This is a genomic window from Bradyrhizobium liaoningense, assembly GCF_018130785.1.
Classification (GTDB): Bacteria; Pseudomonadota; Alphaproteobacteria; order Rhizobiales; family Xanthobacteraceae; genus Bradyrhizobium; species Bradyrhizobium liaoningense_A.
Window position 1 is genome coordinate 72,555 of record NZ_JAFCJT010000023.1, and the last position, 13,434, is coordinate 85,988.

The following is a 13,434-nucleotide window of genomic DNA, read 5'->3' on the forward strand; positions in this document are numbered from 1 at the left end:
CGGGTAACCACGCCGGCCGCCCACCGGTCGCAGGACGGTCCCATGGCCCAAATTGTGGTAGAAGGGCGCTTGGACCGGTACGGCCCGCAGCGCCGGCGTCGATGACGGCGCGAGAGGATCTGGATGGCGGGAACGAAAGACAAGACACGGTTTCTGCACGAGGGCCTGTTCGCCAAATACGTCGTCTCCCTCGTCGGCCTCGTCGTGTTTGTCCTCGCCGTCAACGGCGCGATGGAGACCTGGATCTCCTATCGCGCCACCAGGACACAGCTGACCGACGGGCTCGAGGACAAGGCGCAAGGAGCCGCCCGGCGGATCGAGCAGTCGATCTCCGAGCTCGAACGCCAGATCAGCTGGGTGACGCGGGCAAGCCAGGACACGCTCGAGAAGCGCCGCGCCGACTACGCATCGCTCCTGCACCAGGTCTCGGTCGTCAACCAGCTGTTCCAGCTCAACGGCGAGGGACGTGAGGTGCTGCGCGTCTCGCGCCAGTCGACCACGACCGGCGGCAATGCCGACCTCTCCCGCGACATGCGCTTCACCGACACGGTCGCCCGCGGCGTCAGCTACGCGCCTGCCTGGTTCTCCGACCGGACGCCCTTCATGTCGATCTCGGTGGCGCATTCCGGCTTCAATGCCGGCGTCACCGTGGCCGAGATCGATCTCGGCTTCCTCTCCGACTTCCTGTCCGACGCCCAGGTCGGCAAGGCCGCGTTCGCCTATTTGGTCGATCCGCGGGGGCGCGTGCTGGCGACGTCGTCGAAAGGGCCCGATGTCGGCAAGGATCTGTCGAAGCTGCCGCAGGTGGCGGCGGCGATTGCGCCCGGCCGCGAGCCCGGCACGTCGGGCACCGACTTCAACGGCCAATCGGTGATGAGCGCCGCGAGCACCGTGCCGAAGCTCGGCTGGAACGTGATGTTCGAGCAGCCGACCGCGCAGGCCTTGATGCCGATCCGCGACCAGCTCGTGCGCATCGCGCTCTTGATCGGGATGGGCCTGATGGTCGCGATCCTCGCCGGCACGCTGCTCGCCCGCCGCATGATCATCCCGATCACGGCGCTGCGCGACGGCGCGCACAAGCTCGGCGAAGGCGATTTCAGCCACCGCATCGACGTCCACACCTCCGACGAGCTGGAAGACCTCGCCGGCCAGTTCAACCGCATGGCCGGCCAGATCCAGGAAACCTATTCGAACCTGGAGACCAAGGTCGACGAGCGCACCCGCGATCTCGCGCAGTCGATCAACGAGCTCAAGGTGCTGGAAGAGGTCGGCCGCGCCGTCGCATCTTCGCTCGATCTCAACGCCGTGCTGCCGACGATCGCCGCCCGCGCGATCGAGATCACCCGCGCCGATGCGGTGTTGATCTACGGCTTTGACGCCGAGACGCGCCGCTTTGGCCTGGTCGAGGCCAACGGCATCGACAAATCCGCCGACGGCGCCCATCTCACCATCGAGGAAGGCGAGAACATCCTGAGCGATGCCGCAGCGACATGCGAACCGATCGCGATTGCCGATCTCGACCATGCCGCCGAACAGCCGCTGCGCGATGCCGCGATCAATGCCGGCTTCCACTCCGTGCTGGTGGTGCCGCTGGTCGACCAGCAGGGTACGCTCGGCTCGCTGGTGGTGCTGCGCCGCGCCAGCGGCGAGTTCGCCGGCAGCATCATCGGCCTGATGCGCACCTTTGCCAACCAGGCCGTGCTGGCGATGCGCAATGCGCGGCTGTTCACCGAGGTCGATCACAAGAGCCACGCGCTGGAGGCTGCGAACGAGACCGTTCGCGCCCAGGCCGACAAGCTGCGCGTGCAGACCGAGCAGCTCAAGGACTGGAACAAGTCGCTGGAGGAGCGTGTCGAGACCCAGCTCGGCGAGATCGAGCGCATCCGCAAGCTCGAGCGATTCCTGGCGCCGCAGGTGGCGCAGTTGATCGCCTCCTCCGACAGCCCCGAGGGGCTGCTCACCAGCCAGCGCCGCGAGGTGACCGTGGTGTTCTGCGACTTGCGCGGCTTCACCGCGTTCACGGAAGCGACCGAGCCGGAAGAGGCGATGAACGTGCTCCGCGAATATCACGCAGCGCTCGGCAAGCTGATCTTCAAATACGAGGGCACGCTCGACAAATATGCCGGCGACGGCGTGATGATCCTGTTCAACGCGCCGATTCAATTCGAGGACCATACTCAGCGCGCCGTGAAGATGGCGATGGAGATGCGCGACACGATCGGCCCGTTGACCGAGCGCTGGCGCAACCGCGGGCATAGCCTCGGCTTCGGCATCGGCATCGCGCTCGGCTATGCAACGCTCGGCCAGGTCGGCTTCGAACAGCGGCTGGAATATGCCGCGATCGGCAGTGTCACCAACCTCGCCTCCCGCCTCTGCGGCGAGGCCAAGGCCGGCCAGGTCGTGGTCAGCCGCCGCGTCTACGGCATGGTCGAGCCCTGGGTCGAAGCCCGCGCGCTCGACGATCTCGTGCTGAAGGGGTTCAACCACCCGGTGCTCGCGATGGAGATTTTGTCCTGGCGCGAGGACGTGGAGAACGTGGTGGATGCGTCTGTCGCCCGCCGGCGGGGGTAGCCAACAACAAAAATGTCGAAAACAACCCCATGCACCGTAGCCGGGGTCCGTAAGATCAATGACTTACGCAGATGCCGGCGCGGTTTGACACGTCGGGCAAAACACCGGCAGGATGGCATCATCGTCTTCAGCGCTCCCACGAACCACATCCCTCCTCCCCGCGACTAACCATCGCCTCAATGGCGAGGTCAGATTTCGGATGGAGACGACCTGTGGCGTTTGCCTTGCCTTCGCGTGCGTATGATTTGCAGATGCTGGACCGTCCCGCTGATCGTGAGCGCGATCACGGCTGGGTCTTTGGCCTGCCGCCGGGCATCAGCAGCGAGCAATGGCCGCTCGATCCCGTCACCGGCTTTCCGCTGATGCACGGCTTCACCTTGAAGCTGCCGGACGATTATCGCGTGCATGGCGAGGACATCGTCGCGGTGTCGTTCTTCGCCACCGCGCCCGACCACAATGACGGCGGCGCGCCTGACGACCCTGAAATCCGCGAGGCGGTCGCGGCGCGCACCTCGCATCCGCGCCTCTCGCGAATGACGGATATTCTCGACTACGAATATGCCGCGCTGCTGCTGACCGCACGCGAATATGACGGCGCGTTCGCGACGCCGCCCGCACCGCTTGCACTTGCGACGGCCGACCGGCCGCGCTGGCTCGATGTCGGCGGCGCCAGCGCTTTCTTCGAGGCCGCGGCGCCTTACGCGAGGAAGATGTTTGCCGGCTCCCCGCGCACCGATCTCAGCGAGACCCGCGCGATCGCGCTTGTGCCGCGCGCGACCGATCCCAATGCCGGCAAGGGCCCGCAGGACGAGCACACCCGCCAGAACCCGCCGACCGGCTATCAGCCGTACTATTACTATGTCGGCGGCGTGCCGAGCCGAGACAATTTCCGCCTGCATGATTGGGGCAAGGATCACGCACCCAACCATCTTGGCGGCACCATGCGGCCGTGCCAGGCGGTGCCGGAGATGAGCCCGTTCTACATCGAGTTCGAGGAATATTTCGGCGGCTACAATTTCGGCGGCGGCAATGCGCAGCTCGACTTCAGGGACATGAAGTTCGACTGGGCGTGCGGATAATCACGCCCCGCGCTTCGGCCCCATCGCCTCGAAGCCGGCCTTCTGCTCGTCGCTCAAATCTGCCTCGAAATCGTCGAGCGCGTCGCCGACGCCCTTCACCGCCTGCAGCATCGTCTCCAGCCGCGCCTTCACGGCAGTGAGACGGGCCTGCGGCGTTGCGGCCGCCTTGGTCGGGCAGGCACTGAGTGTCTCCATGGTGCGCAACGTGGTGTCCTGGAGCACGTCGAGCCGCGCGCGGGCGGTGTCATCGAGCTTGAGCGTCGACGCAATCTCGCCGGCGGGCCATTGCTGCTGCACGAGCTGCTCGTATTGCCGCTGCGCCTGCACATCGTAGCGGGGATCGTAGCCGGCCTCGCAGGCGGCTGGCACCTGCACGTCCTTGCGCTGGCCGACCGCAAGCGCGGCACGGCGCTCATCGGCGAGCGCGTCGAGCCTTGTCTTCTGGCCGGCATCGAGCAGATCGACGAATTTTGCGAGCGGCGGCGCGATTGCGTCCGTCGCCCTGATCATGGCTTCGAGGCGCTCGCGCATCAGGCCGACGCGCTCCAAGGCGGTCGCGGGGGCCTGCGTGGGGCAGGCCGTGCGAATGGTGTCGCGCGCAGCCAGCCAGGCGGTCGCGAGCTCGTCGAGCGCTGCGCGCTGCAATTCGTTCGGCCGCACCACGGCTGCGATGCGGTCGACGGGCAAGCCGCCGGTGTCACTGGCATCGCAAACGGCCTCGACCGAAGGGACCTTTCGTGCGCGCCTGCCTAGTGGCGCCGTGTAGGCGGCGAACTCCGCGGCCGCATAGGGCGCGAAGATCGCGGCGTAGATGTCGCCATAGCCATAGAGCGAGAGGCTGGTCGCATCGCCCAGGATGATTGCGGTGGTGAGGTCGTCATGCGCAAACGGCCAGAACACCGGGCCGGCCCAGCCATAGCTGCCATCGGGGTGGCGCCACCAGCCCTGCGGGCGGCGGCCACCGTGCCAGCCCGACAGTGCAGCTTGCGCCGTGAGCGCGGCGCGCAGGATGTAGGGATTGGCCGGCTGGCCGCGCTCGGCGCCGCGCGGATCCTGCGACCGCAACGCGGCGGAGCGGTATCGGCCACCGCGTACCGCCATGCGCGCGTGGCGCAGGCGCGACATGCCGATCACGTGGCCGACGGCAAAGCGCGCGACGCCAAGCGGACCACCGCGCAATCCGAACTGCGCCTCGGCTTTACTCGGCAGCAGCACTGCCACAATCATGAGTGCAGCGCCCGCCAGCGCCAATCCCATGCGTCCGGACATGAAAGCGGACCTGACCACCTCGGCCTCCTCCCAGCGCCAAGCGCGCACTGGGTCGCATCACAATGACGCGCTGGGGAACCGAATGTTCCGGAGCGACGGCGGGCAAAGCGTCGCAACGCCTACCGGCGCTGCCGATGCGACCTCAATCCGCCTTCCGCGGCACCACAAAAGTCTGGCCGGGATAGATCAGGTTGGGGTTGTGGATCTTGCCGCGGTTAGCGTTGAAGATCACCGCGTAGCGGGCGCCATCACCGTAAGCGAGCTTGCTGAGAGCCCACAGGCTGTCGCCGCGGGAGATCACCCGGTTGCCGCCTGCTTCGGCCGGTGGGCCGCTGATGGCGTCCGCCGGCGACGCCGATGCAACGGTCGTGGCCGCGGGCGCCCGCGCCATGACCCTGGGTTTCGGTGCACCGATAAATCTCGGCTGAGCCGTGGGCCTGTCATGCGCCGATGCTTGGCGCGCCGATTCCTGGCGCGACGATGCCGATGGCAGGGATGCAACGACATCAGACTTGTCGTCGGGCTTCTCGGCCTGCTTCAGCTCCTGTTTCGCGGCCAGTGCCGGGCGCGCGGGCGGCGGCGCGGCTTCGGCGATGGTCACCGGCATGCTGCGGCCCGACTGCGTCACGGTACCGTCAGGCGCTTTCGCCCGCAGGGTCAGCTCATAGGAGCCGGCGGGAAGCTGCGGCGGGGTCATCACGAACTGGCCCGAGGCATCGGCGACCACAGTATCGAGCGGCTTGCCGTCGCGCAGCAGCTCGACCTGTGCACCCGGCGCGGCCCGCCCCGCGATCACCGCCGCCTCGCCGTGATCGTCGACGCGCGCGACGTCGAACCGCGGGCCGGTATCGGTTGCGGCCGGCGGCGGCTTGACCGGCGCGAGATCGGCGAGCGCGGCCGTGGCCTGCTTCTGCGTCTCGGCCAGCGCATCTACCTTCGGGGCGGGGGCCGATGGCGCAGGCGGCGCGGTGGCGGCGAGCTTTGGTTCGTCCAGCTTCGGCTCTGGTTTGGTCTCGGGCTTGGTCTCGGGCTTGGTCTCGGCCTTGGCTTCGGGCTTCGCTTCAGCCTTGGCTTCGGACTTTGCCTCCGGCTTGGCGGCGGCGATCTCGGTCTGCGCGCCGCCCGGCAGCAGGCGGCGCAGCTCAGTGGGACCGATCACAAGTACGGTGCCGCCCACCGCGAGCAGACAGAATGCAATGAGGGCCTTGGAAGCGGTGATCATCAGAAAATGAACCCTTGGGTCGCAAATTAACCTAGGTCGGCAAATTGCGCCGATTTGGCTGCGGCAGCAAGACGATCATTGGGATGATGCACCTTTCGTTCCGGCTCGGCCAGCGTGAACCGGCGGGGCGCCGACGGCGTCAAATCATCGAGGCCGCATCGCTGTCATTTTTTGAGGATTTTTCCCGTGAACCCATTTTGCCGTCCCGCGCCATGGCTGGCGCTTGCCCTGATGCTGGCCGCCTCCCCCGCGCTCGCCGCATCCGGCCCGCCGCCGGGGTTCGTCCTCACCGACAATGCCGGCCTCGCCTTCACCTCGCCCGACGGCGCCACCAGGATCGAGCAGTACATGAAGGACAGCAAGGATTTCGACGTCAAATGGCAGGCCTGGGCGCGGCGCGGCGAGCAGATGACGGAGCTGAAGCCCGAGCAGGGCTACGGGGCCGGCTTCCGCTTCACCAGTGACTCGCAATGGCTGGTGCGGATGCAGAAGACCGGCTCGGGCGAGCAAGACCTCTATCTCTACCATGTCGAGAAGGGCGCCTTCGCGAGCGCGACGAAGAAGCCGCTCAGCGATCTCGCCTGGGCGTATTTCTACGGCCGGCCGGAGACGAAGAGGTTCGCCAAGCTCGACTTCCACATCTCGGCCAATCTCATGGAGGGTACGGAAGAGGCCTATCGGTCGCTCGGCATGGACTGGCCCAACAACCGCTACCTCGTGATCTCGCTGTCGGGCGAATATGACAATCATCCCAAGAACGTCGCCATGAAGGGACTGGGCGGCTGGCATTGCCGCTTTGATCTCGAGACCGGAAAGTTCGACGTGCCCGAGACGTTCGCCAAGAAGAATGCGGAAGCCTTGAGGTGGGAAATCCGCCGGTGATCCACCGGAATCGCATCAGCGTAAATCCAGCCTGCGGAGCTCCCGCCGATCGAGGGGAACCAACCCTCTGATTCCGTTTCGATTCATGTTTCCCTAACCCTTACTGGTAACGGGCTCTTGTCGGTTTTGCTGCATCTTGCATCCCACGGGAGGACTGGATGGGCACATCAATCCGATGGACCACGCGCATGCGCGTGTTGCTCCGCCGTTGGCAGGGAGCGCCGCTGACGTGGCTGATCGCCGGCGGCTTCGTGCTGATGGTCGCGATGGCCATCGGCACCGCGCTGACTGTCGATCGTTTCCGGCAAAATGCGATCGAAAGCGGCCGCGACAGCCTGGAAAACTCCGTGCGCATGCTCGCCCGGCATTTCGACCGCGAGTTCGAGGACTTTGCGGTGCTCCAGAAGAGCATCATCGCCGAGCTCGAAAGCCACGGCATCGCATCCGCCGATGTCTTCAGCAGCGAGATGGGCACGCTGGCCATGCACGAGGTGCTGCGTGCCAAAGCCAGCGGCTGGTCCGACGTCGCCGGCGCCAACGTGTTCGATTCCAACGGCGTGCTGATCAACTCGTCGCGGCGCTGGCCGGTCGCCCATATTTCGGTCGCCGACCGCGGCTACTTCAATCGCCTGAAGAACGATCCGGCCTCGCCGGAAGAGATCGAAGTCGTGCCCGGCCGGTTCGGCAAAGGACCCGCGATCGTGTTCGCGCGGCGCGTCTCAGGTCCGCGCGGCGAATTCCTCGGCATGGTGTCGCGGGCCATCTCGCCGGAGCAGCTCGAATCCTTCTTCGCCTCGGCCGGGCTCGGCGAGGAATCCTCGATCGCGATGCACCACCAGAATGGCCAGCTGCTCGCGCGCGTTCCGCATGTCGCCGCGATGATCGGGCAGAATTTTCGCAACGGCTCGCGCGAGCAGATGGCGGTGTTCGAGCGCACCTTCGTCACGACGCAGCTCGCCAGCCCGATGGACGGCAAGGACCGCATCGTCGCCTCGCGCATGCTGACCGGCGAACCGCTGGTCGTGGTCGCAACCAAATCGCTGGATGCGACGCTCGCGACCTGGCGCACGCAAACGAAATTCTTCGTCGCCGTCGCCGTGCTGTCGATCGGCCTGCTCGTGCTCACGCTGTTCCTGATCTTCCGCCAGATGACGCGCAGGCTCGCCGTGGAGAAGCAGCGGCTCGACACCGCGATGAACACGATGACGCAAGGCCTGTTGATGTTCGACCGGGACGAGCGGCTGATCGTCTGCAACCGGCGCTATATCGAGATGTACGGACTGTCGGCCGACGTGGTGAAGCCCGGCGCCTATTTCCGCGACGTGATCCAGCATCGCCATGACACCGGATCCTTCCACGGTGACGTCGCCTCCTACTGCGACGACATTCTGAGCAATGCCGGGCGAACCCAGAGCGCCGTCGTCGAGACCGCGGACGGCCGCCTGATCGAGATCAAGAACCAGCCCGGCGCCGCCGGCGGCTGGCTCGCGACCCACGACGACGTCACCGAGCGTATCCGCGCCGACGAGCGCATCGCGCATATGGCGCATTACGACGCGCTGACCGACCTGCCCAACCGCGTGCTGATGCGCGGCCATCTGGAGCGCCGCGTGGCGGAGCTTGCCCAAGGCAAGCCGTTCGCGATCCTCTACATCGACGTCGACGAGTTCAAGGGCGTCAACGATTCGCTCGGCCACGAGGTCGGCGACGAGCTGCTCCGCCAGGTCGCCAACCGCCTGCGCGCCTGCGTCAGCGGCAACGACCTCGTCGCGCGGCTGGGCGGCGACGAATTCGCCATCGTCAAGGCCGGCACCAGCGATCAGGCCGAGCTGACGACGCTTGCGGAAAATATCCTGAAGGCGTTGCGCATGCCCGTGAACTGCAACGGCCAGGAAATCCCGACCGATGCCAGCATCGGCATCGCGATCGCGCCCGATCACGGCGACAATCTCGACGACCTGCTGAAGCGCGCAGATCTCGCGATGTATGCGGCGAAGTCCGAAGGCCGCCGCACCTTCCGCCTGTTCGTGCCCGAATACGACGCCAAGGCGCGGCAGCGCCGGCAGCTCGAGCTCGATTTGCGCCAGGCGCTCGCCCGCGGCGAATTCGAGGTGCATTACCAGCCGCTGGTCGATCTCGCGGCCGATGTCGTCAATGGTTGCGAGGCGCTGCTGCGTTGGCGCCATCCCGAGCGCGGCATGATCTCGCCCGCCGACTTCATTCCGGTCGCGGAAGAGACCGGCCTGATCGGCGAGATCGGCGAATGGGTCTTGCGGCAGGCCTGCACCGAGGCGGCCAGCTGGCCTGGCGATATCCATGTCGCCGTCAATGTCTCGCCGGTGCAGTTCCGCGCCAGGACGCTGGCGCTGAAGGTCGCAGCCGCGCTCGCCGAATCAGGCCTCGCCCCCGGCCGCCTCGAGCTCGAGGTCACCGAGACCGTCCTCATTCGCGACGACGAGGAGGCGCTGACGATTCTCCAGCAGCTCCGCGAACTCGGCGTGCGCATCGCGCTCGACGATTTCGGCACCGGCTATTCGTCGCTGAGCTATCTGCACCGCTTCCCGTTCGACAAGATCAAGATCGACCGCAGCTTCATCAGCGATATCGGCCAGTCCGAGGATTCGTCCCCGATCGTGCAGGCCGTGGTGCACATGGCCGCCGCCCGCCACATGGCGACGACGGCCGAAGGCGTCGAGACCGAAGCCCAGCGCGAGGTGCTGCGGCAGCTCGGGTGCAGCCAGATGCAGGGCTGGCTGTTCAGCCCGGCCGTGCCGGCGGCGAAGCTGAAGCTGCTGTTGTCGGCGCAGGCTGAGGCGGCTTAGCAAGGCGATATTGTTCGAGTACGACACGATTTCGCAACAAATCCCGTCGTGCTCGAAGCGATCCGCCAACCCGCTTCAGCCCCGACGTAGCGCCGAGAAAACACACCAGAGAGCGCGACGCATCAACATCTCTCGGCTGACTCCTTGCGCACGGTTGTGTGCACAACTCCGTTAGACACGACTTGAGCTTTAGTCACGATGCAGACCAAGGCGCTTGATCCTTGTCAAGGTCGGCATCAACCGACGGGCCTACTTATGCAAAGGGGGCGAGACAGGATAGGAGCAAAACGATGAAGCAGATGGCTTTCAGAAATTTTGCAATTGCAACTTCGATCATCGCCTTTGCAGCAATGTTCAGCGTTGGCTGGTCTGAGCAAAGCGGGATCTCGCTGTCAGTTGAGAGTGCCCAAGCGAGGCGACTCTATGTCAGCCCGTATCCTTATAATCACTACATTCCCGATCAAACCGGTCTGCCCTGGTACGCAGTGCGAGCCTACTACGCTGGCGGCCCCTGGTGTGGGGCCGGCGGCGGGACCGGGTACGGGTACGGCACGACGGCTGGAGTCTTTGGGCGTGCTTCCTATACCTGCTACGACGGTTGGGATAGCTATGCGAAGCTCAACGGCATTGGCTGCACGCCCGGCACATTGATCAAGGGCGGTGACGGAATCATGTACGTCTGCCAGTAAACACGCGGAGCACAAGGAGAGGCGGCGCAATCGCCGCCTCTTTTTCAATTTTGAAAACGCTGTCCGTTCTCGCCGTCACGGGATCGTTTGGCTCGATCCGCACCATCGAAGAAAACTCGTTGGTAGCGTCAAAGTCTCTGTCTCATCCGAGCTCGCAAGCCCCCTCGCCTATCCTTGATCTAGCGCAATGCCGACCCGGCGGTGAGGCAGCATCCTTTCGTCATGGGGCAAGCCAGTAATGGAGCAAGTTCATGAGACAGATGCTTCTAACAAAACTTGCAATTGCGGGCTCAACTGTCGCATGCGCGGCACTGTTCTCGTTTAGCTGGTCTGAGCAAAGCGGCGTCTCCTTGTCGGTGGAGAGCGCCCAAGCGCGGGTCGGTCGACCACTGACCCCGATGAGCGTTGCAGGTGTCGCTCGCCGGCAAAACCGGCGGGCTGCTTACGGGTATGGAGCTGGAGTAGTCGGCGCCGGCGTCGCCGGCGCGGCCGCCATAGGCACGGCTGCTGCAGTGGCGGCGACATCCCCCAACTGGGGATGGGGAGGCGGCTCTTACTCCACAGTTGTCGACAACTATGGAGTTACGGGCGTGAGTCCCGACAGAGGTGGGCCTTCCTACGGTGGCGGCGCTATGGGAGCCAACGCCTACTATGCTGGATCCACAGCCACCCCCGGCACTGGATGGTACATAACGCCCGGCGGCATGGCCTGCACCTCGGGGACTTGGGTCACAGGCGCCAACGGCATGCCGTTCCACTGCCCGTAACACACAGACGAAGCGGGTAAAGCGGACATGGACTTCGGCCCGTCAGGGTACCAGCGACGTTAGGGCACCCTGATCTAACGGGTCACACGAACAGGTGATTGTGCCCAAAGCAACGGAATTGGTTGCACGCCCGGCACACCGATCAAGGGCGACGACGGAACGATGTACGTCGGCCAGCAAGGAAACACGCAGCGACGAGGAGGCGGTCCAAGCGGCCGCCTCCAGATCAAACTCTTTCTGATCCTGCATGCGGATTGATGTTGCTTTCGAAGGGCACCAACCTTGCTTTGCGTGATTTCAAGAGGAGAGTGACCATGATCAGGCTATTTGCTGTTGCAGGCTTTGCGTTAGCCATCGCGTCATCGACGCAGGCAATGCCACGCGCGCCGATTCATGCGGACGACCTCATCACGCAAGTCGCGGCCGGCTGCGGGCCAGGCAGGACAATGGTTGGCGGTGTGTGCGTAGCCAGAACCACAATCCGCCAAACCCGCCGGGACGTCCGCAGGTGCGTGCGATGGAATGCGGGCATTTGCGCGCTGTACCAGTGAACCATCATCACGCCGGCATCTGATCGGCCTCGCGCAGTTCAAACGTGAGAAAACGTAGTTCGCCGCGCCTGCTTCGCGTCGGGAAGGGTAACACTCGCGAAGCTCCGCAGGCGTCACCTGTTACCGCAGCTTCCCTTTCGGACAATGGCGTGAGCAGCAATTTCACGCTCCTAATTAACGGCCGACCTCTCGAGTAAGTTTGCACCCGCGGTCGGTTTGGTGGGCTCCGGAGGAGTGCAGGTCAATCATGCTTGTCCGGGGATGGAGACAATTGTGCGCCCTGCCGGGCGAACGCCCGCGCATCAGCGTGCGCGCGTGGATCATGGCGGGCCACAAACCTTATTCGTCAAACGAGCGCTCTCTTGATGCGCTCGCGTCCCCAATCGTCACGGGCTGGATGAAGAGCAGCTTGCATCCGCCTCCGGATGATCTGCGCGGCGTCAAGGTTGCCTCGCTCCCCAAAACAGCGAGCAGGCTCGATGGAGAGACGATGCTGTAAGTCCGTCATGCCTGGAATCTGCAGGCTTGGAGCCTGCCCCTGAGGCCCGCGGAGGGCTGGGACGGCGATGGAACTATCGTTACTCCACATAACTTGAAAGGAGATGACGGCAATCTGGTACGTGACCTTTGAGGTGCGTAGACATGGCCTGCTCCTGAAGCCGCGAAGTCCCTACGAAACGAGGACGTTTGCGACGGAGGCGGACGCCAAGGCGTTCACTCGCTCAAAGCTTGAGGACGGCGTGGTGCTATTGGCCGGGACGATCAATCCGCATTTTCCCAAGCAACTCATTCCGGCGTCCCGAATCCAGTCCTGGCTGGCTGAGAAGGAAGGAGACCCCACTAGTGCCGCCCGTCCCGGATAGGCGCGCAAATGGCGACCTCGTCCAAGATAGCTTCTCGCCGTTGATGTGGATCAAGCGACGCGTTCGCCATGGGGGAAGTATCGGCCGGCAAGGTAGACTGGCCACGAGGAGGCTCATGATGAAGCGGATTGGCGCAATGCGGCTCGCATTCGTAGCATTCGGGCTGGCATGTGGATTTGGTACGATCAATTGGTCGGAGAGCGACGGCCTGTCGCTTATCCAAGGCGCAGAAGCCAGGGTCGGACGACCGGCAACGCCGGTGAGCGTCGCAGGTGTTGCGCGCAGACAGACGCGACGGGCAGTCGTCGGGGGAGCTGCGGTCGGAGCGGCGGCCGCCGGTACGGCCTGTGTGCGCGTGCTGGTGAATGGTGCCTACGTGTGTCGCTGAGACACTTCCGGACCTCGAGTTCGATGTCGTGGTCCGGAGCAGCTTCACGCAGGCCTCGCAGCTCGTTCTGATCGCAGAGCCAACCGGCGCTCCACGGGCGCTTATTTGTCTGGATAGGCAATGACGCTGACGCGCATGCGCAGCGAACACGAAAGCTGCTGTTGTCAGATGCTGCGCGGTATTGGAATGACGACATCGACTTGATGGCGCGCTCGCGGTGGATCAGCGTCAGGGTGATCGCACCTTGATCCATATGCAACGGCGTCAAAACGGAATCAGCGGCGGTCGTTGGTCGCGCATGCTGCCTGGGGATGTCGGCCTTGGCAAAGCG

At 64.8% G+C, this 13,434-nt stretch carries 9 protein-coding genes; 7 read left to right on the top strand and 2 right to left on the bottom strand.

Going from position 1 to position 13,434, the window contains the following annotated elements; all coding sequences use genetic code 11:
- Positions 1–123: 123 nt before the first annotated feature.
- The gene (locus JQ627_RS31570) at positions 124–2,571 is read left to right on the top strand and encodes an adenylate/guanylate cyclase domain-containing protein (RefSeq protein ID WP_212488262.1); all 2,448 of its coding nucleotides are present in this window, start codon (positions 124–126) and stop codon (positions 2,569–2,571) included.
- Between the two features lie 251 nt (positions 2,572–2,822).
- The gene (locus tag JQ627_RS31575) at positions 2,823–3,650 is read left to right on the top strand and encodes a hypothetical protein (RefSeq protein ID WP_249143549.1); all 828 of its coding nucleotides are present in this window, start codon (positions 2,823–2,825) and stop codon (positions 3,648–3,650) included.
- On the opposite strand, the gene JQ627_RS31580 is transcribed toward JQ627_RS31575, so the two are convergent.
- On the bottom strand, positions 3,651–4,919 hold the full coding sequence (locus JQ627_RS31580) for a Spy/CpxP family protein refolding chaperone (protein ID WP_212488302.1): 1,269 nt from the start codon (positions 4,917–4,919) through the stop codon (positions 3,651–3,653).
- Between the two features lie 142 nt (positions 4,920–5,061).
- Positions 5,062–6,141 carry a LysM peptidoglycan-binding domain-containing protein gene (locus JQ627_RS31585; protein WP_212488264.1) on the bottom strand — a complete coding sequence of 360 codons (1,080 nt, stop codon included), beginning with the start codon at positions 6,139–6,141 and terminating at the stop codon, positions 5,062–5,064.
- Positions 6,142–6,327: 186 nt separating this feature from the next.
- Between JQ627_RS31585 and JQ627_RS31590 the strand changes: the two genes are divergently transcribed.
- From JQ627_RS31590 to JQ627_RS39260, 5 genes are all read left to right on the top strand, one after another.
- Positions 6,328–7,023, top strand: a complete 696-nt coding sequence (locus JQ627_RS31590) for a hypothetical protein (RefSeq protein ID WP_212488265.1) — start codon at positions 6,328–6,330, stop codon at positions 7,021–7,023.
- Between the two features lie 158 nt (positions 7,024–7,181).
- Positions 7,182–9,845 (top strand): EAL domain-containing protein, encoded by a 2,664-nt coding sequence (locus JQ627_RS31595; RefSeq protein WP_212488266.1) that lies wholly within the window; start codon positions 7,182–7,184, stop codon positions 9,843–9,845.
- A 290-nt stretch (positions 9,846–10,135) separates the two neighbouring features.
- The gene (locus JQ627_RS31600) at positions 10,136–10,534 is read left to right on the top strand and encodes a hypothetical protein (RefSeq protein WP_212488267.1); all 399 of its coding nucleotides are present in this window, start codon (positions 10,136–10,138) and stop codon (positions 10,532–10,534) included.
- A gap of 1,589 nt (positions 10,535–12,123) precedes the next feature.
- Entirely contained in the window at positions 12,124–12,351 is a 228-nt protein-coding gene (locus JQ627_RS31605; protein WP_212488268.1) for a hypothetical protein, read from the top strand.
- A gap of 482 nt (positions 12,352–12,833) precedes the next feature.
- Positions 12,834–13,103: a hypothetical protein gene (locus JQ627_RS39260; protein ID WP_249143557.1), complete on the top strand. Its 270-nt coding sequence runs from the start codon at positions 12,834–12,836 to the stop codon at positions 13,101–13,103.
- The last annotated feature ends 331 nt before the right edge of the window (positions 13,104–13,434 follow it).

What these genes read in the sequence shown, in the direction of transcription:
- JQ627_RS31570 (WP_212488262.1), top strand. Translation starts at nt 124, where the DNA reads ATGGCGGGAACGAAAGACAAGACACGGTTTCTGCACGAGGGCCTGTTC.
- JQ627_RS31575 (WP_249143549.1), top strand. Translation starts at nt 2,823, where the DNA reads ATGCTGGACCGTCCCGCTGATCGTGAGCGCGATCACGGCTGGGTCTTT.
- JQ627_RS31580 (WP_212488302.1), bottom strand. Translation starts at nt 4,919, where the DNA reads ATGTCCGGACGCATGGGATTGGCGCTGGCGGGCGCTGCACTCATGATT.
- JQ627_RS31585 (WP_212488264.1), bottom strand. Translation starts at nt 6,141, where the DNA reads ATGATCACCGCTTCCAAGGCCCTCATTGCATTCTGTCTGCTCGCGGTG.
- JQ627_RS31595 (WP_212488266.1), top strand. Translation starts at nt 7,182, where the DNA reads ATGGGCACATCAATCCGATGGACCACGCGCATGCGCGTGTTGCTCCGC.
- JQ627_RS31600 (WP_212488267.1), top strand. Translation starts at nt 10,136, where the DNA reads ATGAAGCAGATGGCTTTCAGAAATTTTGCAATTGCAACTTCGATCATC.
- JQ627_RS39260 (WP_249143557.1), top strand. Translation starts at nt 12,834, where the DNA reads ATGAAGCGGATTGGCGCAATGCGGCTCGCATTCGTAGCATTCGGGCTG.